25 protein-coding genes are annotated in these 26077 nt (G+C 43.4%); 2 read left to right on the top strand and 23 right to left on the bottom strand.

Features of this window, described 5'->3' with window-relative positions; all coding sequences use genetic code 11:
- The 18 genes from ACE1TI_RS16610 to dgoD all read right to left on the bottom strand — a co-directional run.
- A partial coding sequence (locus tag ACE1TI_RS16610; RefSeq protein WP_375008676.1) for an aldehyde dehydrogenase family protein occupies positions 1–415 on the bottom strand: 415 nt, incomplete at its 3' end.
- 89 nt (positions 416–504) lie between these two features.
- Positions 505–1683: a UxaA family hydrolase gene (locus tag ACE1TI_RS16605; protein WP_375008675.1), complete on the bottom strand. Its 1179-nt coding sequence runs from the start codon at positions 1681–1683 to the stop codon at positions 505–507.
- Entirely contained in the window at positions 1670–1978 is a 309-nt protein-coding gene (locus ACE1TI_RS16600; RefSeq protein ID WP_375008674.1) for a UxaA family hydrolase, read from the bottom strand. Before ACE1TI_RS16600 ends, ACE1TI_RS16605 begins: the two co-directional genes overlap by 14 nt.
- A gap of 12 nt (positions 1979–1990) precedes the next feature.
- A complete protein-coding gene (locus ACE1TI_RS16595) occupies positions 1991–2893 on the bottom strand; it encodes a fumarylacetoacetate hydrolase family protein (RefSeq protein ID WP_375008673.1) in 903 nt (300 codons plus the stop codon).
- 309 nt (positions 2894–3202) lie between these two features.
- Complete coding sequence (locus ACE1TI_RS16590; protein ID WP_375008672.1) at positions 3203–3979, bottom strand: IclR family transcriptional regulator; 777 nt, start codon at positions 3977–3979, stop codon at positions 3203–3205.
- A 162-nt stretch (positions 3980–4141) separates the two neighbouring features.
- Entirely contained in the window at positions 4142–5083 is a 942-nt protein-coding gene (locus ACE1TI_RS16585) for a U32 family peptidase (RefSeq protein WP_375008671.1), read from the bottom strand.
- 296 nt (positions 5084–5379) lie between these two features.
- Positions 5380–7593: a dihydroxy-acid dehydratase domain-containing protein gene (locus ACE1TI_RS16580; protein WP_375008670.1), complete on the bottom strand. Its 2214-nt coding sequence runs from the start codon at positions 7591–7593 to the stop codon at positions 5380–5382.
- 28 nt (positions 7594–7621) lie between these two features.
- Entirely contained in the window at positions 7622–8968 is a 1347-nt protein-coding gene (locus tag ACE1TI_RS16575) for a hypothetical protein (protein ID WP_375008669.1), read from the bottom strand.
- Between the two features lie 6 nt (positions 8969–8974).
- The gene (locus ACE1TI_RS16570) at positions 8975–10228 is read right to left on the bottom strand and encodes a nickel pincer cofactor-dependent isomerase, group 22 (protein WP_375008668.1); all 1254 of its coding nucleotides are present in this window, start codon (positions 10226–10228) and stop codon (positions 8975–8977) included.
- 180 nt (positions 10229–10408) lie between these two features.
- A complete protein-coding gene (locus tag ACE1TI_RS16565; protein ID WP_375008667.1) occupies positions 10409–11455 on the bottom strand; it encodes a TRAP transporter substrate-binding protein in 1047 nt (348 codons plus the stop codon).
- A gap of 495 nt (positions 11456–11950) precedes the next feature.
- Positions 11951–12676, bottom strand: a complete 726-nt coding sequence (larC, locus tag ACE1TI_RS16560; RefSeq protein WP_375008666.1) for a nickel pincer cofactor biosynthesis protein LarC — start codon at positions 12674–12676, stop codon at positions 11951–11953.
- Positions 12658–13431, bottom strand: coding sequence for a nickel pincer cofactor biosynthesis protein LarB (gene larB / locus ACE1TI_RS16555; protein ID WP_375008665.1), 774 nt, complete (start codon positions 13429–13431; stop codon positions 12658–12660). The genes larC and larB overlap by 19 nt, the downstream gene beginning before the upstream one ends.
- A complete protein-coding gene (larE, locus tag ACE1TI_RS16550) occupies positions 13428–14243 on the bottom strand; it encodes an ATP-dependent sacrificial sulfur transferase LarE (RefSeq protein ID WP_375008664.1) in 816 nt (271 codons plus the stop codon). Before larE ends, larB begins: the two co-directional genes overlap by 4 nt.
- Positions 14244–14387: 144 nt before the next feature.
- Positions 14388–15308: a dihydrodipicolinate synthase family protein gene (locus tag ACE1TI_RS16545; protein ID WP_375008663.1), complete on the bottom strand. Its 921-nt coding sequence runs from the start codon at positions 15306–15308 to the stop codon at positions 14388–14390.
- A complete protein-coding gene (locus ACE1TI_RS16540; RefSeq protein ID WP_375008662.1) occupies positions 15295–16323 on the bottom strand; it encodes a C-terminal binding protein in 1029 nt (342 codons plus the stop codon). The genes ACE1TI_RS16545 and ACE1TI_RS16540 overlap by 14 nt, the downstream gene beginning before the upstream one ends.
- A 21-nt stretch (positions 16324–16344) precedes the next feature.
- Positions 16345–17625, bottom strand: a complete 1281-nt coding sequence (locus ACE1TI_RS16535; protein WP_375008661.1) for a TRAP transporter large permease — start codon at positions 17623–17625, stop codon at positions 16345–16347.
- The gene (locus tag ACE1TI_RS16530; protein ID WP_375008660.1) at positions 17622–18137 is read right to left on the bottom strand and encodes a TRAP transporter small permease; all 516 of its coding nucleotides are present in this window, start codon (positions 18135–18137) and stop codon (positions 17622–17624) included. The genes ACE1TI_RS16535 and ACE1TI_RS16530 overlap by 4 nt, the downstream gene beginning before the upstream one ends.
- Positions 18138–18281: 144 nt before the next feature.
- Positions 18282–19430 carry a galactonate dehydratase gene (gene dgoD / locus ACE1TI_RS16525; protein WP_375008659.1) on the bottom strand — a complete coding sequence of 383 codons (1149 nt, stop codon included), beginning with the start codon at positions 19428–19430 and terminating at the stop codon, positions 18282–18284.
- A 174-nt stretch (positions 19431–19604) separates the two neighbouring features.
- Here dgoD and ACE1TI_RS16520 point away from each other — a divergent pair, with 174 nt between their 5' ends.
- Positions 19605–19793 carry a hypothetical protein gene (locus ACE1TI_RS16520; RefSeq protein ID WP_375008658.1) on the top strand — a complete coding sequence of 63 codons (189 nt, stop codon included), beginning with the start codon at positions 19605–19607 and terminating at the stop codon, positions 19791–19793.
- 479 nt (positions 19794–20272) lie between these two features.
- Here the strand turns inward: ACE1TI_RS16520 and ACE1TI_RS16515 are convergent, their stop codons facing one another.
- The 5 genes from ACE1TI_RS16515 to gnd all read right to left on the bottom strand — a co-directional run bounded on the left by ACE1TI_RS16515 (position 20273) and on the right by gnd (position 24922).
- Complete coding sequence (locus ACE1TI_RS16515) at positions 20273–21553, bottom strand: TRAP transporter large permease (protein WP_375008657.1); 1281 nt, start codon at positions 21551–21553, stop codon at positions 20273–20275.
- 30 nt (positions 21554–21583) lie between these two features.
- Complete coding sequence (locus ACE1TI_RS16510; protein ID WP_375008656.1) at positions 21584–22156, bottom strand: TRAP transporter small permease; 573 nt, start codon at positions 22154–22156, stop codon at positions 21584–21586.
- A 292-nt stretch (positions 22157–22448) separates the two neighbouring features.
- Complete coding sequence (locus tag ACE1TI_RS16505; RefSeq protein ID WP_375008655.1) at positions 22449–22706, bottom strand: HPr family phosphocarrier protein; 258 nt, start codon at positions 22704–22706, stop codon at positions 22449–22451.
- A 98-nt stretch (positions 22707–22804) separates the two neighbouring features.
- The gene (locus tag ACE1TI_RS16500; protein WP_375008654.1) at positions 22805–23902 is read right to left on the bottom strand and encodes a TRAP transporter substrate-binding protein; all 1098 of its coding nucleotides are present in this window, start codon (positions 23900–23902) and stop codon (positions 22805–22807) included.
- Positions 23903–24025: 123 nt separating this feature from the next.
- Positions 24026–24922 (bottom strand): phosphogluconate dehydrogenase (NAD(+)-dependent, decarboxylating), encoded by an 897-nt coding sequence (gene gnd, locus ACE1TI_RS16495; RefSeq protein ID WP_375008653.1) that lies wholly within the window; start codon positions 24920–24922, stop codon positions 24026–24028.
- A 295-nt stretch (positions 24923–25217) separates the two neighbouring features.
- Here gnd and ACE1TI_RS16490 point away from each other — a divergent pair, with 295 nt between their 5' ends.
- Positions 25218–26075 carry a MurR/RpiR family transcriptional regulator gene (locus ACE1TI_RS16490; RefSeq protein WP_375008652.1) on the top strand — a complete coding sequence of 286 codons (858 nt, stop codon included), beginning with the start codon at positions 25218–25220 and terminating at the stop codon, positions 26073–26075.
- The last annotated feature ends 2 nt before the right edge of the window (positions 26076–26077 follow it).

Below are 26077 nucleotides of genomic sequence, written 5' to 3'. Positions count from 1 at the left end.
AAGCATCTTTATCGGTAGACGGAATCACGTCACCTACTTTTCTCATGCCTTCTCCTGCATAATAGCGAAGAATAGCTACCCCGCGAGCCGTTTCCCCTTTTGCTTCCGGGAATGTTTTTCCCATTTCACGCGTCATCGTTTTAGCAATATCATCTACACGGGATTCCAAAACGTCCGCCACTTTATACAATAAGTTTCCGCGTTCTGGTGCAGCAAGCTTTCTCCATGGTGTTTGAGCTTCTTTTGCTGCGGCCACGGCTTTGTCTAAATCTTCACGGGTGGATTTTTGGACGCGGCCGACAATGTCCTCTGTGTTGGCTGGATTAATGCTGGCTGAAGTGTCATTCGAAGAGCCTTTCACCCATGCTCCGTTAATAAAGTTGAGATAAGTTTTTGTTTCCGTTGCTGTTGCCATTTTCATCTTCCTTTCTATGAAAAAATTAAAGATAGAGATGATCGTTTAAATATCCCTTTTCGTACTCCCTCCACCCGCCCTGACTGTACTTAAAAGGTTGGTCCGATGCGCCAGATCCCAAAATCGTGCTGCTTTAAGATTTCTGCTTTTGTTTTTTTGCCAGAGCTGACCTGTCTGATTTCTTCTAAAATACGACCTCCTGCGTCATCTACTGTTTCTTTTCCTTCAATAATCATCCCAGTGTTTACATCCATGTTATCTCCCATGCTTTCATACATGGTTGTGTTGGTTGCTATTTTAATAACGGGTGCGATTGGAGATCCTGTCGGCGTCCCACGACCTGTTGTAAAAAGTACAACCTGAGCTCCGCCGGCTACCATTCCTGTCAGCTGTTCAATATCGTGTCCAGGTGTATCCATCCATACTAAGCCTTTTTTGCTAGGACGCTCTGCATAGTTAATCAGCTCTTGAAGCGGACTGCTTCCAGACTTATTAGCTGCTCCAAGAGACTTTTCTTCCAGCGTAGACAAACCGCCGCGAACATTCCCGGGACTCGGGTTGCCCGTGCGAATGTCTACACCCATTTGCAGGGAACGGTTTTCCATTGCTTCGATTACTTCATACACCCGTTTAGCGACTTGATCATCTGCTGCCCGCTCAGCTAAAAGATGCTCTGCACCGATTAACTCCGTCGTTTCTGCCAAAATAGCAGTGGCTCCGCGCTCTACAAGCATATCCGATACGGTTCCTACTGCCGGGTTAGCAGATAAACCGGAACACGCATCTGAACCGCCGCATTCCGTGCCGACAATCAAATCACTCAAATCACACGGTTCTCGCGGCACCATAGAAGCGTCCTGTACCATTTTGGCAGCCACTTTTGCTCCTTGAGCAACTGTAGTGAGGGTACCGCCGTGATCTTGAATAGACACGGTTTCCACTGGTTTCCCTGTTTTTTTAGCAATTTCATCAGCCACCGTCCAGGCCTGGTGGGTTTCACAACCGAGCCCGAGTACCACGACACCGTAAACATTAGGATTCATTCCCATTCCGGCGTACGTTCGGAAGGTTTGCTCATAGTCCTCTCCCACCTGGGCGCAGCCATGCTGGTGAATAAATGAAACCGTTCCGTCGACAAGCTCTGTAATTTGCTTGGCGGCCTGCACCGCGCAAGTAATGGTAGGCAGAATTAACACATGGTTCCGAACTCCTACGTTTCCATCAGGTCTTCGATATCCTAAAAATTGACCTTCTTTAAGCTCCGGCAATTCTGTCACCTCTTCCTCGTTTTCCTTCGACATTATGAACATGGACATGTTCGCCGACTTCGATAGAACGATTTGTGACTCCTATAATTTCACCGTATTTAAGCACATCCTCTCCTTTCTCCATTGGCTTCACTGCAAATTTATGGCCAAATTCAATGGAGTGCTTCAATGTAATTTGAAATCGTTCCTGCTGACAGGCAACCGTTAAAGTGGTCCCTTTTTTAATGTCAGCAAGTGCAACAGCGACCGTATCTTCGGGCTTCATCATCATCGTTTGAAAGCGTTCTTCACTCACTTCTTTTCCTCCTTAAGATGAAGCAACAGACTGCTCAGCCGGATGCTTCACAGAATTACGAAGCGTACCGATACCAGGGATTTCAATTTCAATGTCATCTCTATCTTGAAGCGTGAATTCATTTGGGGGTACGACACATGTTCCAGTTAAAAGAACTGTTCCATCAAAGACATCGTTATCTTTAACCAAGTAATTTACTAGTTCATCAAGTTTTCTCTTGAGCTGGTTGACAAAAGCATCCCCTTCAAAAACCTTTTCTCCGCCCCGGAAAATCCGGCAGATGATTTGGAATTCATATGGGTTATCTACCGTATCTGCAAGTCGAATCGCCGGACCTACCGAACATGAATTCTTCCAAATTTTTGCTTGCGGCAAGTACAGCGGATTTTCTCCTTCAATGTCACGGCAGCTCATGTCATTTCCTACAGTGTAGCCTATTACATTTCCTTTCCTGCTGATGACAAGTCCAAGCTCCGGTTCTGGAATCTGCCAGTTGGAATCGGTGCGCAAATATACGTCTTCATTTTGTCCTATGAGGCGCTGGCCGGTGGATTTAAAGAAAATTTCTGGGCGCTCGGCATCATATACTTTATCGTAAAATGTTGCTGGGCTGTCGAGCTTTCCATCCGTTGCTTCATAGTTTCTTGCTTCACGGCTTTTTTGATATGTAACACCAGATGCCCATACTTCAGAAACTTCGAGCGGAACAAGTAAATTCAGCTCTTCAAGTTTTACGGAAAGCGGAGACTGGTCTTTAATAAGCTCCTGGACGAGTGCAAGTACGGACACTCCTTTTTGTTCTGCTTTATTAAATAAGCTTAGTACACTTGCAGATGGCAAAGAAAAAATTTCCTCCTGATCGGTTACAGCAGCAATTTTCGTTGTGTTATCGTTTTCAAAACGGACAATTCTCATTATGAAACCCCCTGATAGTTTGATAGTTTAATATTATAAAACTAGGTTTTAATAAATGGACAAAAAAAGAGAAGTTGAGTGCAATGCGCACCCTGGGGCGGACCCTCATTCCGTTATTTTTTAGAATAAGGGCGGTCTAGAAGCCCCGCGGACCGTGATTCGCTATTATCCAAAATAATGCCTTATTTCGTCTGATTTTAAGCATATAACGGAACCCCTGTCCCCAACTGCATGTAAATGGTACAAAAACGTGAAAATAGCGTATCTCATGTCCGCTGCTTTTACTAATATATATTCAACTTTTGTCGTTTAATGCCCTTTTAATGTTTGATATCCGTAGCCTAATTTTTGAGAAAGCTGTGCGCTTGCTTCTTTTAACTTAGCTACATAACGCTGGATGTCTTCTTCACTCACGCGCATCGTAGGTGTAGAAATACTGATTGCGGCAACAACTGCCCCGGTATGGTCTCGAACAGGAATAGCTACACAGCGTACGCCTGGTTCATTTTCTTCCCGGTCCTCTGCATAACCCTGCTCTCGGATATGATTCAGTTCTTCTAGAAACTCTTGTTTGTCTGTTATTGTGTTTTCGGTTCTTTTAATAAACTCGTAATCGGATAACACATTATTTATTTCACGGTCCGGCTGAAAAGCTAAGAGGGCTTTTCCGACACCGCTGCAATGAAGCGGAATTCTCCGTCCGATCCGGGAATATAAAACAGTGGCAGAAGCACTTTCTACCTTGTCTATATAAACGCCTTCTTTCCCATCTTGAATGACGAGGTGAACGGTCTGGCCGGTATCTTTTGACAAATCATACAAATACTCTTTGGCAATAGAGCGGATATCACGGCTGTGAATGACAAAATTCCCCCGTTCAAACAGCTTCATGCCTAGACGGTATTTTCCATTTTCGGGGTTTTGCTCTATATATTGATGTTTTTGCAGCGTTTTCAAAAGAGAGTGAACAGTACTTTTATGCAATAGCATGCGATCGCTTATATCCGTAATCTTCAATTCCGTTTCGAATTCATCAAACAAATCCAGGATTTTCAGCGCGCGATCAACAGATTGAATGATGGGCATAAAGCTTCCCCCCTTTTCGGTCTTGTCTTGTAGTTAGTTGAATATTTGGGGAGATGGCGGTATACGGAGCCATCAAATGGTGAATGTTCAACTACTTTTTAGACGTTTTCTATATTATAGCACATAATACTATATAATTTTACCCTTAACTTACTACATATGTTATTGAGTTACTTTGGAAGCTGGAAGCGCAATCCCTGCTGCACCTTTTTCTGATGTTTTTAAATCCGGTGCGTAACGATTTAACAAATCAAGCCCGATTTTAGCTCTTCTTACTCTTTCTTTTGTCAGCTTAATAGCTGTGTCTTCTAGATGCGTACCGGATGGATAAATATTTGGTGCGTTGCGAAGGCCAAATTTAATATAAACAGGTGCTGCCACCCGAATAATTTCAGGGATATCGTAATGCCGGATAAACCCTCCGATATCATCAGGCGCTTCTATATAAATATCAATCGGAATGTCAATTGCCTGGCGGACAGCTGCTAGACGAGCGAGCGTTAAATCTGTAGGAACGTTGTACGTGTCTGCCCCGATATCTTCCATTAATTTAATGGAAAATGGATTGGCTTGTGCTACTTGTACTGAAACTTTAACCACAAGATCCTGAGGCAGTTCTCCAGCTTTTTTTGCTTCATTTACAAGCCACAAAAGCCCTTCATCGGCCACTAAAATACCGCGGATGCCAAGCTCGCATGCACGTTTCACATCTTCTAGCGCGTAAACGAGTTGATCAATACCTTGAGAACGAAGGCCGGCTACCTGTCCGGCACTGGCGCGCTGCATCGGTGAAATATCGAACGTGCCGCGCGGGCCGACAAATAAGCTTACTTCGAGTTTTTCTTCACGGCCGATAGCAGCCATCTGCTCAATTTCCTCATCTGTTTGCAGCATTATGCCGCTTCCCTGTGAAACACGGTGAAAATCAATGCCATATTGCTTTCCGGTTTCTACAGCAGCTTTCATCGCATTCGGGCCTTCCACACTCGGAATTTCAACCCGGTACTGGGCCCCATCTGGAAACCGTTTAGACGAGGTGGGCAGATCATTTAAATCTCCTCTTGCAAAACCTAACTTTTCAATAAAATCTCTTGTTTTTTCCATAGTGATTTCTCCTCGTATATTATATTTAAGCCCTTATGGAAGAGCTCATTTTCTTTCTTTAAAACTTTTTTTATACTTTGATGTTTGTTCACAGGCTCAGTTGAAAATACACTTCTCTTTCACCCTCAGGGCACAAGTGCGACATCTACTGATGCAACTCTCTTTGCTCGTTCTGGCAGTGTCTTCTTTGCCGCGGGCAGCGCTTCAGCCTCCTTAGAGTAAAGCGCTTCCTGGAGGGGTCTTCAGCCGTTGCTTTTCCCGCAGGAGTCTACCTGTTAACTTATTCTGCAGGTATCTTATTGTTTACTTGCTGTTTTAAATGCTGGCTCCGCTTTTTTCAAAATTGGAGTATAATCATCTTCTGCTTCTTCCCATACCGAATATGGAACGACTCCGTTTGCTGCATCGGTATGCCCTGCCATGCGATTGCTGGCAGCAATGCGGCACTGACGCTTGCGAATGCTCTGCAGGCGTTCAGCAGCAAGGCCTGCCCGTTTTTCTCGAATGCCATCAAACGAATAAACGGTTTCCCCTTTTACAAACGCATCTGCTTTCACAAATTCAATCACTCTTTCCCGAAGGCCGAGATAGAGAACATCTCCGGTTTGCAAATACAAAATGCCGCCGTCGTTTTTCGCTTCTGGTGTCATATGTCCGATTGCGGCTCCAAAGGTTACTCCGGAATAGCGCCCATCGCTGATGATGGTGCCTAATTTTTTAAGCTTTCTGTTCGTATTAATGTGCTGCATTGGTGTGAACATTTCCGGCATTCCAAACGCTTCCGGTCCCTGGCCGGCAATGATAATTGCGATTTTCAGAGCACCGCTTCCTGCCATATAATCAAACAGTGTATCGTAATCCGCGTTATCAAGTGTTTTGTCATAGTCTGGTTCATTATGCCGGAGCTGCGGACGGAGAAGCTCTTCTTTAAATGAACGTGCATCTCTTAATTCATCAACCAGGTTTGAATTTAATAAATTTTTGTTCGCTTCTTCTTCATTTTCAAAGTACAGCACCATCGCGGCTTTTTTATCAAACTGATCAAGCTGCGGAGTCGGCATACCGCTGATTTTCACAACGGCACTTTCAAAGAAATTTCCTTGCAGCACATCTACGCCGCTGAACACCCGGCGTGGCTTTGATAGAATAATAGGATTATCTTTTACATTATCCGCTGATAGTGCTTCGCGGTCCTTACTGAGACGCTCTGCCCATGTTTGTCCTGTGACAGTCAGGGCATTCACATCCATATCGACTCCATTTTCCATGAGCTCATAGAAAAGGCTCTCCATACCGCGGCTGTCGCTGTCACAGCACTGAATCGCAAGCTGGAAGATGTCACGTCCTTCGGTAAGACTGTAGTTAAATAAATCTGGAATGGCTTGTTCGTGATGAAGTTTATCTAAATCCCACAGGCTGAAGCGGTAGCCTCCGAAAAGCATCGCTGAAACGATGTGCATCATGAGATTAGTAGAACCACCAGATGCACTGTGAATACGAATCGTATTGCGAATATTGGCAGCGGCTAAACGAGACACCCCGAATTCAGGTTTATTCATCATGTCTGCCAGGCTGTCAATGGCATCGTTTACTTGATGCTGCTCCGGAGCAGCAGTCAATAGTTCCACCGATGGATGAACAAGCCCAAAGCCTGCTACGATGTGGCGCGAACTGTTTCCTGTCCCGTTAAATGCACAAACCCCTCCTGAGCCGTCACAAGTGTTCACCGCAAGCTCTTTTTCAAAATATTTGTGTTCCTCTTTCGTAATAATCCCGCGTTCTACAGCACGTTCGAACACTCCTTGAAAGGAGGTATTAGAAGAACACTGCAAAATATAAGCCATTGCATCATGAAGATCATCTGAAATATCCTCAAAACCCTGATCTACCGCCTGTTTTGCTACTTCTCCCAATTCTCTTACCAGCGGCTCCGGAATGGTGCCGCCTTCCAAAACGTGAGCAGGTGCAAATGTAGCGAAAAACGGTGCTTCTCCTCTTTCTTGACGCAGACGGTCGAGATGAGCAAGTCCGCTGACTACCCCTAGCGGCTGTTTGTCACATCCTTGAATGACAAAAGCACCGTGATAGCTGTGCGCTTCGAGCTGGTTTACAATCATTTGAGCAACTGCATTACGGCTTTGCAGCGAATAGCTCATACCCTGGTTATTCTGCGCCGTCCCGTCACACATAACCGGAGTCGAGAAATAGAAAGGAACTCCCCCGTTCTGCCAGATACGTATGGCTGCTCTTGAAGAGGTTTGAAAATCCATAATATGCGCTGGATGGTCAGAAGAACCGCCGATAATTGCGATTCTCGGTGCGTTTTTCTCCAGGCGGTTATAAATTTCATCCAACGTCCAATCCGGGGCATCTCCTTCATAAGTGTTGCCAAGCACTTGCTTGGAACGGTCCAGAAGACCAGCTACGGTAATTGGCTCATTGGCCTTTCCTTGCACATTGTCCCGATACGGATTCACTGAGTTTTCAATCATCGGAAATGGTCTCGTCATCGTTTCACACCTTTCTAAGAAATATTGGTCAAGGGAATAATAAAATGATCGTTGCCAATAAAGTTCCGCCGCTGCTAAATAGAAACGCAAACCCGACATTCCATAAAGAAACCCTGTATGGATTCTGGTGAAGCAGCATCCCCGTTAACGAAACAGAAATATTAAACGGACCGGCCATCACCGTAGAGAGTCCCGAAGTAATAAGGACAATCGCTGCGGCTAATGGTGAAACAGATCCTAATATAGGCTGCAGCATTTCACCGACAAGGCTGATGGTAACAAGCGGATGAAACCCAACCATCGCAAGACCTAAAAATAAAATTTGTATAACGATGAATAAAAGAACCGGAAGACCTTCTAGTATCAGAAACGGATACTGTAAATATCCCATCAGCTTGGATTCTCCTAAAATGCTGATAAAAAAACCGACAGATAAAAACAGCACCACGTAGTTTTGCAAAGAAGAAGTACGCGCCTGCCATGTCCGCAGGCCATATACGAGAAAGGAACGGATTCTTTTAATCACAAGCGCCCATAAAAACGAATATGGAATGATCACAAGTCCTACGGTTTCCAAAAAAGAAAGGTTAAGCAGCGGCCGCAGCCAAATGATGATGCTGATAAAGAGAATTAAGAAAAAGGACAGGCTTGCGATTTTTTTATAAACGGCTGTCATGTCAATCTGCCCTGAGACGGACTCAAGCGTATAGCCTTTATAGCTTTTTCCTGCCCAAAAAGTGATAAGAAGCAGGGTTAATGAAAACAACAGTAAATATGGAAGCAGTGTTACATAGCCTACTCCTGTAATATCAATTGAAATGGCTACAAGAATTTCCATTGGCGTCCACACAAGACAAAGCGCATAGCCTCGAAGCATGGCTGAGCTGATAAAACGGCTCACCAGGTTAGCGGACTGCTCTTTCAAATTGCGTTTTAATACACTGACAACGAGAGGAATCGTTCCAATATTTAAAAACGAACCTAGCAAAAAGCTTACAAGCGCCGTTCGCTGATACAGCTGACCAAGGTGGCTGATCTTTGTTTTTAATAGACGGTTTACCTTCTGGTCATAGCGGCCGACAACGATAACACTGTTGATAAATGGAAGCACATAAAAAATCATGATTAATATCGCGGTAGACGTCATGTAATACGGAAACTGCACTACCGCTATTCCTTCAAAAGCAGCAGTTATCAAGGCTATGATGACAAAGATAGAGGCGGTCACTTTATACAATCGCTGTGCTTTAGGAAAAGAAATCACAACAGATAAAAAGGCAAACAGCCCAGTAAGGTACATAACCACTCCTGAGTCCCAAAAGATGGTTATTCCATAGGCAAAAACAAGGGCGCTGTAAATGAGCAGATAGAGCAATAGAAATTACCTGTCTAACGAAAGGGGCTCAGGATCAGATAAAATTTCTAACTTTGGATTACTGCGCACCTCATCAAGCAGCCCTTCTGATACATAGATGTCCTTGACTTCAAGTGTGTTTGGAATCCGCACCATTCTTACCTTCTTCATGTCTTTAGCATTACAGGTTTTCACGGCTGCTTTCACAGCTAATTCTTCTGTGTCTAAAAACATCGGAACTTTCACGGTTTCAAGCACGGTACTCGTTAATGCATTCGCATAACCTTTGTGCCATTCAATTTGTTCAAATGCACGTCTGGTCGTAACATCTGCTAACCCGAGACCGTTGGCATTTCCATGCGTTTTTTCCGTAAGACGAAGAACAACCACTTTAGCAGCGTTTGCTCCGCCGCTGGCATAAGGAGTGGCAAATCGTCCGGTAATATTAGGATCCATCCCGTCGCCGGACATGTCTTTTCCGATTTCATCAACAATCAGCACATCGAGCGGGTCTGCCATAATCCCTGGCATAAATGATTTTGCTTTTTCTAAGAGCCCTGGTTCTTTTTCTTCAAATTCTCCGGCAGGCACAACGACTATTTTAGCTGGACGGTCATAAGCATTTTCCAAGGACCCGAGGCCAAATAAAACAGGTGCACGATCACAAACAATTTTAGCCATGTCCGGAACATGTTCTGCCATATGTTTAAACCCATATAAGTGAGCTGCTTCTGCCCCTTTCTGCTTCCCAAGTCCAATGGTTACCATTTTCATCAGGCCGCTCTCGACTCTTCCGCGAAATGCGGTGTGGGGCTTGATCCGGTTAATCACAATAATGTGGTCTGCTTCATACGCATTTTTGTCCGTATAAATAGGCAATCCATTTGGCAGTTTTCCAACTGGAACAACTTCCATGCTTGAGCGAATCGGGGCTTCTACTGTTTCTTCACTTACGCCAAGTTCTTCCAGCACTTCTTTTTGACCTTCATCTGTTGCGCCGCCGTGGCTGCCCATTGCCGGGACGATAAAGGGCTCGCCCCCTGCGTCTTTTACTGCTTTTACTGTTTCTCTTGTTAGAATGGGGAGATCAGCAACGCCGCGGCTGCCTACAGCAATTGCTGTTTTACAGCCGGGCTGAATTTTTTCAAGCATGCCGGATTCTTTTAGTACCCGCTGAACTTCAGCCGCTGTATCAGCAATTTCTTTAGTGTCAAAATGCTGCCGCACCTTCACCATTTTTGGAAGCGGAATCGGTTCTAGCAATTCCTCAATAATAGCCATGGTAATTCCCTTCTTTCTTTTTCATGGAAGAAGCTGTTATTAGCGGAAGTCAAACGAACGGACAATGGTTCCTTTCGTTGGGTGATGAGTTTTGTCCGTTCCGTATCCCTTCCCACTGGAAAAGAGGAAACACTCACACAAGCAAGTGAGTCATCCCCCTTCTCCTTTACCTTTTCTTTTCTACTCAGCTTCTTCACGAATTCGTTCTACTAAGTCTTCCGCCCAGTCATACTCTTCATAAAAGGCATCATACATAGGCTCTGCTGATTCTTGCATAGACTGCTTGAACTCATCAGAAGGTTCGGTAAATGTGATTCCTTCTCCTTCTAAATACTCTTTATCTTCTTCATAACTTTTCTGCATCACTTCAAATTCATATTCTGCTGCTTCCTTAGATGCTTCTTCTATGACCTGATGTTCTTCTTCAGAAAGACCATTCCAGAAATCAGAATTGATCACATACATATTTGGGCTGAACATATGTCTTGATTCCAACACGTCGGTTTGCACTTCATACCAGCCAGATGCTCTTAACGTTGCAATCGGGTTATCCTGTGCATCGATAACTCCTTGCTCGAGTCCTGTGAACACTTCAGAAATAGCGAGCGGTGACACGTTAGCTCCAAGCTGTTCACCAAGTTCGATATAGTTTGGAATGTTCGGCATACGTAAACGCAGCCCGTCAAAATCTACGATGCTTTCTAATGTCTTGTTAGAAGAAAACATCCGAAAACCATTTGCACTCCAGGCAAGCGCTCTAACTCCGTGCTGTTCTTCCAGGTCTTCTGTCAGCTCTTCACCAATTTCACCATTCAATACGTTTTGTACGTGTTCGTAATCTTCAAACAAAAACGGCCATTCTGGAACACCTAACTTATCAACAGAGGATTGCATAATCATACCAGGGATCCCCATTTCAATGGTGCCGTTTCGAACCCCTTCATAAAATTCTTCTTCTGCACCAAGCTGGCTGTCTGGATAAATTTCAACTTCTAAACTTCCATTGGAATTTTCTTCGACAAGCGGCTTAAACTTTTCTTCTAGTGCAACATTTTGCGGGTGATCCGCTGCAAAGTAGTTAGCTACCTTTACTGTTTTCGCATCTCCGCTGCTTTCTCCTCCATTTTCCTCAGAGCTGGCTTCGTCTCCTCCGCCGCCTCCACAGGCAGATAAAAATACCATGGAAGCTACGGCTCCTGTCATCCATGTTTTTGTAAACTTTTTCATTTTTTCTCCTCCTCACATAGAATTAATTTTATAATATAAAACTTTGTTCTTATATATTGTTAAAAAAAGAAGCTATTCCTCTTACTTAAAATCGATCTCCTAAGTCGTCTTTCCACGGATCTCCAGCTGCCCAGTGGCTGCCTCCCGATCCGCCTTCCGAGGGTTCCTTTTGAATATCGCTTCTTTCTAAAACACCATCTTTTCAACTGGGGGGCCTAATATGAATCTTGCTCATGCCCATTTGCGTCTGAACATTCCTAATTTATTTATCAGTAAAGCTGTCCGCGCTTTCTATCACACGCTATTTTGAAAACGTAGTGACTCAGCCTGTTCAAGTGAAAAATGGTTACATGCAAAAACCAGAAGGAACCGGAATAGGTGCGGGTACCCAAAGCAGCTGAGGATGTGCAGGGAGCTGAACCGTCTCCACCGCAGTTATTTTCAAGCTCTCCCCCCTTTTTATTAAGATTTAAAACGTTTACAAATGAATGTATCTTATTTTTTCTCCCCTAAAATTGCCCGCAGCACATTGGGGTGAGACGGGAAATCTTTTGACCCCGCTCCGTACCCGATAGATTCAATTCCCATCGAAGGAATCGGACCAAAAGAAGTGACTAAGCCTTTTAAAATTCCGGCACCGGTGGGAGTGGTTAATTCGCCATCCACATCGGTCGCCTGTACGGGAAGCCATTTCATCATTTCTAATGCAGCCGGAGCAGGAATAGGATAAATGCCGTGCGCCATTTTCTGTTTTCCATTTCCAAGGACAACCGGAGAAGAAAACACTTCTTCTATTTCAAGCTGATCCAGTGCAAGCGCTGTTCCTACGACATCTACGATGGAATCGACCGCCCCCACTTCATGAAAGTGGACTTTATCGATGGTGGTATGATGAATGTGCGCTTCTGCTTTCGCAATAGGTTCAAATATTTGAAGACTCAAGGCTTTTGCTTTTTCCGCAATGTCTGAATCTAGAATCATTTGACAGATGGTAGAGTAATGACGGTGATGGTGCGCTTCTTCTTCAGGAATAACATCTACTTTCGAAGCATAGATTCCTTTTTTCATTTCCCCGGAGGTTTTTAAGGAAAAGGCTTCAATAGGAAACGCCTTAAGTTCCTTCTCCACTTTCTCCATATCTGCCCCGAGTGCGTGCAGTGCACCAAGCGTCATGTCTCCGCTGATACCTGATATGGAACAATCTAAGTAGAGGATTCGCATCGTTCTCCTCCTTTTAAACCAATCCGATTCATTAACGTGGCACTGTAGGCTGCTCCAAATCCGTTATCAATGTTTACCACAGAAATCCCTGAAGAGCAGGAGTTCAGCATCCCTAAGAGTGGAGCTAATCCTTCAAAATGAGCACCATAGCCGACACTAGTAGGAACTGCAATAATCGGCTGGTCAGCAAGACCGCCGATTACACTTGGAAGCGCCCCTTCCATGCCTGCTACAACGATCAGTACATCGCAAATCTTTACTTCTGGTAAAGCATCAATTAAGCGGTGAATGCCTGCGACCCCTACGTCATATACCCGGACAACTTTATTCCCCATCGTTTCCGCTGTGACGGCGGCTTCTTCTGCTACAGGAAGATCAGACGTCCCGGCGCATAAAACCCCTACTGTCCTCCCGGTGACAAGAACATCCTCTTCTTGATAATGCAAGATTCTAGCGACAGGATCATAGGTGAACTCCGAATGAAAAGCGAGTATTTGCGCAGCTTTTTCCTGGTCTATTCTTGTACATAGAACAGAACGTCCTTCACGCCTAAGTGTGCCTGTTATTTCAATAATCTGTTCTGGTGTTTTTCCTTCTCCATAGATGACCTCCGGAAAGCCTTTTCGTTTTCCGCGGTGAGAGTCCACACGAGCATAGCTTAAGTTTTCATACCCTTTCAGCTGTTCATGTGCCTGCTCACTGGTGATGTCTCCCTTTTCGACAGCTTGTAAAATATCTTTCAGCGATGGGGTCATGAGGACTGCACCTTTTTCAACACATCATTCATGCTGCCCGTGCGGTACCCTTGCAAATCGAGGGCGACATATTGAAATCCTGCCGCTTTTAATGCTTCATTAACTTCATCGTGGCATTCCATCATTTTCGGAAAATCCTCGGGCATGATTTCAATTCGGGCAATATTTTCGTGATGTCTGACTCTCACCTGTTTAAAGCCGGAGCGGATTAAATAATTTTCGGCGATGTCCAGCTGGTCAATTTTTTCTTGTGTAATTTTTGTGCCGTAAGGGATACGTGAAGACAAGCAGGCAAAAGAAGGCTTGTTCCAGGTGGAGAGCCCCATTTCTTTTGAGAGCATCCGAATTTCATCCTTCCGAAATCCCGCCTCCAGCAATGGACTTCTCACTCCCTGGTCTCTTGCCGCTTTCATGCCTGGACGGTAATCCCCGACATCATCTCTGTTGGCTCCGTCTAAAATGTACGGGTAATCATGCTTGTCTGCGACTGCATTTAAATGATCGTACAATCCATCTTTACAGTGAAAGCAACGGTCGGGCTGGTTGTTGACAAAGTTTTCGTTCGCAAATTCACTGACCCTTGTCTCCATGTACGGAACGTTGAGAGTTTTCGCTAAGGCGATCGCTTCGTTGTATTCACGTGATGGGAAGGTTTCCGATGCTGCTGTAATCGCAACCACATTATCTCCAAGCTCTTCCTGAGCACGAGCCAGCAGAAACGTGCTGTCCACTCCGCCTGAAAAAGCTACCATCACTTTTTTCATGTCTTGTAAAATCTCGCCTAAATGTTTGTTCTTTTCCCGAAGAGACATGCTCTTTCACCTCTATCCTTCATACTTTAGCGGTGCTGGTTAGAGGGCTCTGTTTTTAAGTGTACTCCAAACGCCCTGACAGATAAGTTATTCAATCCAGCTGGGTGGATCCTGGCGCTTGAGGTGATCATCAGCCCATTTTGACTAGACTTTCGTATCTTCTAAAATCCTTGCCTGCTGCATAATCTTTTTGATTTCTTCCCGCTGCTGATCGTTAACAGGTTTACCTGGCGGGAATACATATGGCTGAATATTTTTGCCACGCAGAATCATAGCTTCTTTTATGACGTTAACAAACGGTGTATCGAGCTTATACATTAACGGTACGTAAGCAAGACGGCGGTGCAGGTCTATTGCGCGGTCATAATCTTTGTTTTGATACGCTTCATAAATACCAATTTGAAGCTCTGGTGCAAAGTTGACCCCGGCTGATATAGCTCCATCTCCTCCAAGTGTCAGCGTGTTCAGCAAGTGATCATCATACCCGGAGAGAACTCGGAAGTCAGGCCGGACTGCTTTTGTTTTAATAATCATTTCCCGAATGTGGCCAGCCTCGTCAACAGTTTCTTTCACACCGACAATGGAAGGAATATTTTTTGCGAGGCGGGCGACAAAGTCAGGTGTGAGATCCTGGCCTGTAGTGCCCGGAAAATTATATAGAATAATAGGTAAATTGGTTACTTGTGATAGTTGTTCATAATAAGAATAAAGATGATCATCGTGCACGTTCCAATAATAAGGGTTGATCACAACTAAACCATCTGCTCCGGCATCTTCTGCATGCAGAGACAATTCCCTTGTTTCTTCATAGCCGGCAGCACCGGTTCCGATGAGTACCGGAACACGTCCTGCTGCTGCTGCTACAGCTATTTCTGCTGCTTTTTTTCTAGTTGGTACAGGTATTTGAGCGAACTCTCCGCCTGTCCCCATAAAAAACAGACCATCTACACCACTATCTATTAATTCATTAATATGGGTCTGCATCCCTGCTTCATCTATCGAATAATTTTCATTTATTAGAGTTACGACAGGAGGGATGATTCCTTTCCACTCATTTTTTGCCATCTCCAACACCAGCTTTCCTATTAATCTGTTTTACGAAAACCTCTGCTTTTTCTTTCACATCTTGATTAACAAGGTATTTTGGATATTTTCCATTTAATACTTCTGCAACATTTTGTGCTGTTTTTGTTTTTAATTCCTGCTGAGCTTCCTCGGAATACCAGGCAGCGTGCGGATTCAAAATAACTTGGTCCATTTTTAACAGCGGGCTGTCAGATGGGATTGGTTCTTCTTCTACTACATCAAGACCCGCGCCAGCAATTTCTCCTTTTTCAAGAGCCCGTGCTAATGCTTTTTCATCAATGACCGGTCCGCGCGCAGTATTAATAATGAAAGCCTCTTTTTTCATTAATGAAAATTGATGATCGCTCATCATTCCTCTTGTTGCTTCTACAAGCGGAGCATGAACAGAAATAAAATGAGAGCGTCTGCATAATTCGTCTAGATCAACGAGTTCCGTATTCAGGTTAGCAGCAGTTTCCTGGTCTACAAACGGATCATAAGCCACCGTTTTTATACCAAACGCCTGTGCTTTCACAGCTAGAGTTTGCGGAATTTTACCAAAGCTTACAAGGCCCAGCGTTCTGCCGCGAAGTCGGTACATCGGAACACCCACTTTAAAGTCCCAGTTGCCGGCTTTCACTTCGTTGTTGAGCTGGGTTACTTTTCTCGCGCATGCGAGCAGAAGCGAAAAAGCGTGGTCAGATACTTCATCCATGCAGTAATCTGTTACATTTCCAACGATTATTCCTTTTTCTGTTGCTGCATTGATATCAATAGTATTTACGCCAACACCGTAACGGGAAATCACTTTACAGTTGTCTAGATTTTCAATAACTTTTCTTGTAATTGGGGCGTATTGATTGATTATTCCGTCTGCATCCTTGCATGCTTCAATAACTTCTTCTTCTGTTTTACATTGAGCTTTAACGAATTCCACATCTGCTTGCTGCAATACTTTTTCTTCTGGTTCGAGTGTTGCAAATTCATAATCGGTAATAACTACTTTAAATCCCATTTCATTCACCTCATATTGTAATTATTCATACAGCCATTCGAGCGGAACGGTAACGAGTTCCGGGAAAATAGCAAGTAATAATAGAATCGTAACTTGGACGGCCAAAAACGGCCAAATACCTTTTGTAATATCAATAATACTGATTTTACTAATACCACAGGCGACATAGAGCACTGTACCTACCGGAGGCGTAATCAGCCCGATACATAGGTTAATAACCATTAAAATCCCAAAGTAGACAGGATCAATGCCTACTGCCTGCACGACCGGCAGAAGCACTGGTGTGAAAATCAGGATAGCCGGCGTCATATCCATGACGAAACCTACAAGCAGTAAAAACACCATCAAAATAAGTAATAAAAGTGTTGGGTTATCGGTAATACCCGTTAAGTATGAAACAAGCTCGGCCGGAACCTGCGCCACTGTAATCACCCAGGCGGTAACCATCGCAGATGCAGCTAAAAACATGACAACACCTGTCGTTCTGGCTGAGTTCACCAGCACATCCGGCATATGGCGAAGTTTCAGCTCCCCTCGGTAAACGGTTACACTAATAACAAAAGCATATACGCAGGCTACCACAGCTGCTTCAGTCGGGGTGAAAATTCCTCCGCGCAAGCCGACAATGATAATAAATGGAAGAAACAAAGCCCAAATCGCCTGGAAAAACGCTTTCAAACGGTCGCGCCCGCTGGCTTTTTCCATCACTTCAACATTCCCTTTCCGAGAAACGAGATACCATGCTCCCATTAATCCAAGCGCCAGCAGCAAACCTGGCACAATTCCGCCCATAAACAACTGGGTAATGGAGACGCCGCCGATAACCCCGAACATGATGAGCGGGATACTTGGCGGGATAACCGGAGCAATAATCCCAGAAGATGCTACCAAACCTGATGCTCTTTTTATATCATATCCTTTTGCAGCCATCATTGGAATAAGTATGGCACCAAGCGCAGCCGTATCAGCTACCGCTGAGCCAGAAAGCCCGGCAAACATAATCCCTGCTAAAATGGTTACATACCCGAGACCGCCGCGGATATGGCCGACAAGCGTGGTTGCAAAATGTACAACCCGCTTTGAGATCCCGCCCGCATTCATGATTTCACCGGCTAGGATAAAAAACGGTATGGCCATTAAAGGAAAATTATTGGCACCGTTTACAAGATTCTGTGTAATAATTTTAGCATCAAAAATACCAAGAGCAAACGTTAACGCGATGGCGCTGACTAGCATGGAAAACGCGACAGGCACACCGAGGAAAAGGAAGAAAAATAACACACCGAGAAAGATCCAAATCAAGTCGAATCCACCTCCTCTCGTTTTTCATTCGCCCAATCCGGCGGGTTTGTTCCAAAAACTACAAATTGAACGGTCTGTACAATGTTAATCAGCACCATTGCTATAGCCGAAAGCGTCCCTGCTATAAACAGAAAGGATAGAGGAATGCCTGTAGCCGGACCATAGTTAGAAGAAGTACTATCAATCATTTGAAAGCCTCCATCTATCACAATAAAAAGGACAGCAATAACAATTAGGTTATTTAAGACATACAAGCCTTTTTGCGCGGGGCGAGGCAGAGCTCCTATCAACAAATCAACACCTAAGTGAGCTCTCTCTTTGTAGGCAACAATCGCGCCAAGGAACACAATCCAGACAAATAAGTACCTTCCCATTTCTTCAGACCATGTGATCCCTGAGCTGAACCCGTAACGAAGCACCACGTTAAAGAAAACAAGACCTATCATCACCGTAAAAAATATCGTTATCATCCATTTTAAAATTCCTTCTAATAATGAGACGATCGTTTTCATTTTTTTCACCTCTTTTCATTTCGTCTTCGTGGACGGTTCATTATTATAAAACTTGGTTTTGACATATATGAAAAGACAAGGTACCGACTCACCCTGGACTGGCTGCTGCATTGGCTTACACAGGGTGTATTGCGGAGCAGTGGTTTACCACTCCGCGATGGTACCGTCTTTATGCCTCCAGACCGGATTTTTCCAGGCATGGCCTTCTTCTGCTTTTTCTCTTACATATTCTTCATTTACTTCAATCCCAAGACCAGGACCCTTAGGAAGGCTCACATACCCGTCTTTGTATTCAAATACACTGCGGTCTGTGATGTAATCTAAGATATCATTTCCTTTATTATAATGAATGCCGAGGCTTTGCTCCTGGATAAACGCGTTGTGAGAAGTTGCATCCACTTGCAGACAGGAAGCAAGTGCGATTGGGCCAAGCGGACAGTGCGGTGCAAGTGCCACATCATAAGCTTCTGCCATGGATGCGATCTTTTTGCATTCCGTAATGCCGCCAGCATGTGATAAATCCGGTTGAATCACATCCACATACCCTGCTTCAAACAACGGTTTGAAATCCCAGCGGCTGTACATTCTCTCTCCGGTAGCAATCGGGATGACGGTGTGTGAAGCAATTTCCCGAAGTGCTTCATTATTTTCCGGCAGCACCGGTTCTTCAATGAACATCGGCCGGTATGGTTCTAACTCTTTAGCGAGAACTTTTGCCATCGGCTTATGAACCCGGCCATGAAAATCAATACCAATACCGACATCTTTCCCTGCTTTTTCACGAATGGCAGCGACTCTTTCCAGCACCTGATCGATTTTTTCGTATGTATCAATGTATTGAAGTTCTTCGGTTCCGTTCATTTTTACGGCTTTAAATCCTGTGTCTACTACACTTTTCGCGGCTTCTCCGACATCACTCGGACGATCGCCACCAATCCAGGAATACACTTTAATGGAATCCCGGCAGGCTCCTCCCATTAATTCGAAGACAGGAGCGTTATAATACTTTCCTTTTATGTCCCACAATGCCTGGTCCACCCCGGCAATGGCACTCATTAATACAGGGCCCCCGCGGTAAAAGCCGCTTCGGTACATCTTGTTCCACAAATCTTCTATATGAAGAGGGTTTTCCCCAATCAGGTTGTCGGAAAGTTCTTTGACGGCTGTTTTTACAGTAGCGGCTCTTCCTTCTACTACCGGCTCTCCCCAACCTGAAATTCCTTCATCTGTCGAGATCTTCAAAAAACACCATCTAGGCGGAACAATAAAGCATTCCAGCTCTGTTATTTTCATGACTTTCACTCCAATTTCATAGTATATTAGGTTGTTTGTTTTATATTATAAAATTGAATTCTAGCAAATTGACAAAAAGAAAAATCCTTTTAGTATTGAGTTACATTTTATATGAAACCGCTTTTAATTTCAATACAATTTTTTGAAAATTTTTTTCATTCGTGGAGGGTTATTATGTTTTCATCTTTAGATCATTTAATGAAACAAGAAAAAAACGACATCTATGAAATAGAAACAAAAGCTACAGGTCCAGAAGGTTCGCTTCCTTTAAATAAAAACCTGCTGCTTAACTCCCCGAGCGGAGACTTGTTCGGTCTTTCAAAAACGTCGGGATGGGCTGGGAGCCTGACACATTACTATTAAAACATAACCCTTTGATTGAACTGCAGAATACCGGATCACAGTACTATCAGATCAAAAGCGCAAGCGCCCTGGTCAGCCTCGACAGGTAAATGTTCTCCAGTCACTAAAGGCGCTCTTACTTCCACAGGATGTGGTGACTTCTGCATTGCACTTCGTCTCCAAAAACGTCACGTCCTGTGACAACGTTGAACTGGCTTGCACACAGGATGTGCTGACTTTTGCTAGAATCGCGAACACGATGTTCGCGATTCTAGCAAAAGTTCCTTAAACCGTCTTGGGCCTCCGAGAGGCTGGGCGCTGAAGCTAGACGCGGATCAAACAATATGGAGATAGTTATCCACAACTTGTAAAAACATAATTTTCTAAACAACAAAAAAAGTCCCCTCATCCAGGGAATAGATGAGAGGCAAAGATGTTGCTATATAAAAAATAAGGGGGTAATGAAATATTTAATTATCTCATATCCAACATAAGCTTTTTTATTGCTTAAATTCAAGCAAATATAAGGAAAGCTGTGGAAGGAATATGATAATTAACAATGTAATCAACATTGCAAAGAAAAAGGGAATAATCGCCTTCGATAATGCTTCAATCGATAAACCTGAGATCCCTGAACCGACAAAGAGGTTAACTCCAAGCGGCGGGGTAATAAAACCAATGGCAAGGTTAACGATCATAATAATACCAAAATGAATCGGATCATATCCAAGGTTGACAGCGATTGGCAGCAAGATTGGTGTTAAGATAATAATGGCTGCAAGGGTATCCATGAAACAGCCTACTACTAAAAGCAGCAGTGTAATTAACAGCATAATAATGATTTCATTGGTAGATACCGAAAGCATTGCCTGAGCTACCTGATTCGGAATCTGTTCAATCGTTAAAAGACGTCCGAATGCCGTTGCTGTTCCAACAATTATAAGTACAGTTGCCGTTGTGAGTGCAGCATCTGCAAACACTTTTGGCAAGTCGGTAATTTTCATTTCACGGTACAGAACCAGTCCGGCGAGTAGTCCGTAAGCCACAGCCACAACCGCTGCTTCCGTCGGAGTAAAAACACCGCCGTAAATACCGCCTAAAATAATAATAGGAATTAATAATGCCCATTTGGCATCCCACGTTGCCTGTCCTATTTTCTTCAAGCTTGTTTTTTCATCTAACCCTCTGTAGCCTTTTTTCTTCGAATATAAGTAAGCGTAAAGCATGAGACCTCCGGCTACTAATAAGCCTGGTAAAATACCTGCGATAAACAAATTACCAATGGAAGTGCTGCCTGTTACCCCGTAAATAACCATCGGGATACTTGGAGGAATAATAACCCCAAGGGAGCCGGCAGCTGCCACTGTCGCTGTGGCGAACCGTTTATCATAGCCTTGACGAACCATTGCAGGAATCATAATACCACCGATCGCTGCAACCGTTGCCGGAGCTGAACCTGAAATGGCCGCAAAAAACATACAAGTAATTATGGTAGCGATTGCAAAACCGCCCGTTTTATTACCTACAAGGGCATTCGCTACTCCAAACAACCGGTCGGACACGCCGCCTTTTCCCATGATTTCCCCAGCAAGAATAAAAAATGGCACAGCCATAAGCGGGAAAGAATCAACAGAGGTAACAAGTCCTTGTGCTAAGAAGTCGACTGGCAGTGATCCTGAATACATAATCGATAATAATGTCGCCAGCCCCAGTGAAATTCCAATCGGTATACTTAACAGTAAAAACACTGCAAAACTACCAAATAAAACTAAGGTTGTCATTATACCTGCTCCTCCCTCTTCCGTATATCATTATCTCGTGGTTGTTTTGGGCTCGGAATCTACATTTTCTTCGATGATACCGCTTTCTAAAACGTCGTCTTTTTCCGTCTTTATATAGAAATCTTCTTTTCCCATCAAAGCACGGACCTGCTTGATAATCTGCTGAATAATACGAATGGCGGTTAATCCCATACCAACTGGCGTAGCTGCATATACAAGAGCCATTGGGATTTTTAACGAAGGAGAAGTCTGACCAAATCCTGCTAATTGTTCTACTACTCCATAACCAAAAATAATAACGAAGCCTGCAAACGCAAGAAAAAATAGATTTGCCACAATACCCAGCACTAATTTCCCTTTTTCTTTAAGAAGAACCAATAGCACATCTACTTTAATATGCCGCTGTTTTTTCACTCCATAGCTGATCCCTATGTACACTAGCCAGATAAAACAATACCTTGCCAGCTCCTCTGACCAGGATAATGAGTTGCCAAGCACATAACGCATAAACACTTGAAGTGTGATAACGACTACCATAATAAAGGTAAATACAACAAGGAGTATTTCCTCAAAATGGTCATCTAGAAACTTTAAAGCTCTCATAATCTCTCCCTGCCTTCCTATTAAAAACTCTGCATGTCTCTAGAAGTCTATGAAACTCCTTTGATCAGAAAAGAAAAGGTTTCTCGAATCTTATAAGTTTTACATTATAAAATTAAGTTTTGTATTTTGTTACAATCTATAATATTATAAGATAGTAGGATAGTCAATTTACTTTTCAGTTTTTTCTAACATATTCATTGATTAGTCATATTATAGAACAGGAGGTGCTTCTCCGGAGAAACAGCTGATGGGGAATCTCTTTCTCCGGAGAAAAACCTCTTTTCTCCCAAAATTATTCACCTTTCGTTAAGTAATTAACAACGGCTTCAAGTGCGCTTTGGGCGTCTTCTCCTTCTGTGCGGACGTTTACTTTATCGCCGTTCTGCAGACGCATAGTAATCAGTCCGAGAAAGCTTTTTAAATTTACTTCTACTATATTAGATTCATCTCTTTTCTGCAGGTAAATTTCTGCACGATATGGCTGCAGCAAACTGCTTAGTTCAATAATCGTCTGGTCTTCACTTATATGAATTGTAATTTCTTTTTCCATATTACCTCGGCTCCTTTTAATGAAAAATTTTTTGAACAAAGGGACTGCCCTTGAGGGAAACAGTATCCCTCAGGTCAGTCCCTTTTCCTATAAACAGGTTATTCTTGAGCTGCTTCTACTGCCTCATATACTTCATTTACAAGGTCTTCACCGATTTCAGAGGCGTACTCGTCAATAACAGGCTGTACAATTTCAGCCATTTCTTCACGAGCTTCATCGCTTACTTCAGTGTACGTCATGCCTTCATCTTGTAAGCTTTGAAGATATTCTTCATTTGCAGCACGATTTTCTTCACGCTGGAATTCACCAGCTTCTACTGCAGCTTCTTCTACAATTGTTTGTTCTTCTTCAGAAAGAGAATCATAGAATTGCTTGCTCATCATAAATACAAACGGGCTGTAAACATGATGAGTGTCGGATACATAGTCTTGTACTTCATGGAATCCTTCAAGATAGATTGTCGCCACCGGATTTTCCTGTCCATCTACCGTTCCTTGCTGAAGAGCTGTGAAAAGTTCAGTAAATGCCATTGGTGTCGGATTTGCACCTAATTCACGGAACGCGTCAATGTGAAGGTCATTTTCCATCGTACGAATAGAAAGACCATCAAAATCTTCTGCTGTCGCTACTTCATGCGAGCTGTTGGAAAGATCACGGAACCCATTTTCCCAATAAGCAAGTCCTACCATGTTTTGTTCTTCAAGCATATCAAGAAACTTCTGACCAACTTCTCCGTCAAGTACTTCATCTGCTACTTCACTGGACGGGAACAAGAATGGGAAATCAAAAATAGTGAATTCGTTTACAAAGTTTGCAATAGGCGCTGTAGATGGTACTGTAACTTCCTGAGAACCAAGCTGAAGCGCTTCCATCATAGAGCGATCGTCACCAAGCTGACCACTGTGGTATGTTTCTACTTCAATGCTGCCGCCTGTTTCTTCTTCAACGATTTCTTTGAATTTCTCTAATCCTTTATATTGAGGATGCTCGTTATTCAAACCAATACCTGCACGAATGGTTTTCACATCACCAGAGGCTGCTTCTTCGCTTGCATCTTCTTCTGTGCCTGCATCTTGATTTTCTTCAGAAGCGCTGTCACCTGCTCCTGTTTCTTCTTCTTGACTTCCACCGCCACACCCAGCGAGAATGAAGATCAACAATGCTGCCATTAACATCATCAGCATTTTTTTTGACATAATACTTCCCCCTAAAAAATAATTTTATCCACTTGCAAAGAGCCAAATAGGACTCAGCAAATTGTAAGTAAGATTACCGGGAAACAGCTTTTGAAAGTAACGCCGTTTCCCCGGCAGAACATCTTAAACTTTTACTACGTCATGCCCTCCAAATTCATTGCGAAGGGCTGAAACCACTTTTCCTGTAAAGGTATCATTTTCTTGTGAACGATAACGCATCATTAAGGAAAGCGCGATAACCGGCGCAGCTGTTTCAAAATCAAGTGCTGATTCTACGGTCCATTTTCCTTCTCCGGAAGAATTCATGACCCCGCGAATGTCATCCAGTTTTGCATCTTTTGAAAAAGCACTCTCTGACAGTTCCATTAACCATGAACGAATGACGGAACCGTTGTTCCAGACTTTCGCCACTGCTTTATAGTCGTAATCAAATGGACTTTTTTCGAGTATATCGAAGCCTTCTGCGATAGATTGCATCATCCCATATTCAATTCCATTATGAATCATTTTCAAGAAATGACCGCTTCCAGGCTTCCCTGCATAAAGGTAACCGTTTTCGACGGTAATATCAAGGAAAACTTTTTCCACTTGTTTAATAGCAGGCTCTTCTCCGCCAACCATCAAGCAGGCACCGTTTCTCGCGCCGCTTACGCCGCCGCTTGTGCCAGCATCTACGAAATAAATTCCTTTTTCCTTTAAAAAGTCTGCTCTTTCTAAAGTTTGTTTGTAATTGGAATTTCCCCCGTCAATAATGATGTCTTCTTTATCAAGAAGTTCGGCAAGTTCATTTATGACGTTCCCTGTCACTTCACCAGCCGGGACCATTAACCAAACCATACGAGGTGCCTCGAGCTTTTGAACCAGTTCTTTTAATGAATATGCCTGTTCTGCTCCCTGCCCTGCCAGATCTTCAATGGTTTGATGATCCACATCGTTTACTACTACCTCATGGTGATGGTCAAGCAGGTTCTGCACCAAGCTGTATCCCATTTTGCCGAGGCCAATCATCCCTAGTTTCATCGACAATCTCCTTTCATTATTAAAGCCCTTACAAAGATTTTTTTGTTAGAAAAACTTAGCTTGTCGCCAAGTCCCTATGGTAGTTTTCCTTATACTGTTTACCGATAAAATTTTAACTTTCTTAACAGTGAAAAAAATTTCTTAATATCTGTGAAAGCTAGAAATTTTATTTCTTATAGTTCTCATTATATGATAAAAATTTTCTTTTACAACCCGTTTTTATGAAAAAATATTTTTTTGTTTGCATTTTTCATATACAATATAAACAGGATGTTACGTCAAGGGAGGGAAAAACATGGAGACAACCACGAAACAGCACTGTCTTCCTCGTATAAAATCATCGTATCCATTGTTTAGTGAGAAAGAAAAAAAAGTAGCTGATTATATTCTCGAAAACCCAAATGAAATCATCCATTCTACCATCAATCAGCTCGCAGAGGACATGGGAGTCGCAGAAGCAACGATTTTTCGTTTTTGCAAACGGCTCGGTTTCAAAGGGTATCAAGCGATGAAAATTGCTTTAGCATCGGAAGTCGTTTCTCCGATGAAAGATATACATGAAACCATTCAAGAAGATGATGACGAAAAAGACATTGCAGAAAAAGTTTTCAAATCAAACATTCGCACGCTTGAAGATACGCTGCAGGTGTTTAACAAAGATCATTTGCAGCAAGCCGTGGACGCTATCTTGCATGCCAATCGCACCGAATTTTACGGCAATGGCGGTTCCGGTATTATCGCGATGGATGCTCATCATAAATTCATGCGGACAGGCCTTACCACTTTCGCCTATCAAGATTCGCATTTTCAAATGATGTCTGCTTCTCAGCTGACAGAAAAGGATGCCGTCGTGATAATCTCTCATTCGGGAGCCAACCGCGACATGCTTGATACGCTGGAGATGGTGACAGAAAAAGGAGCGGTTACGATTGGTATTACTACATTGGCCAAATCCCCATTAAGCGAAAAAGTAGACATTCCGCTCTATACCGTGTCTCAAGAAACAGATTTTCGTTCGGAAGCACTTGCTTCCAGACTTGCCCAGCTGAGCATTATTGATGCTTTATTTGTAAACGTCGCCAAAAAACGAAAAGAGCGGATGAATGTTTCCCTGCAAAATATACGGGAAGCCATTTCCCGGAAACGTATATAGTG

Source organism: Alteribacillus sp. JSM 102045, assembly GCF_041949975.1.
GTDB lineage: Bacteria > Bacillota > Bacilli > Bacillales > Marinococcaceae > Alteribacillus.
The sequence above is the reverse complement of the archived record's forward strand: the minus strand, read 5'-3'. Positions and strand labels throughout refer to the sequence as shown.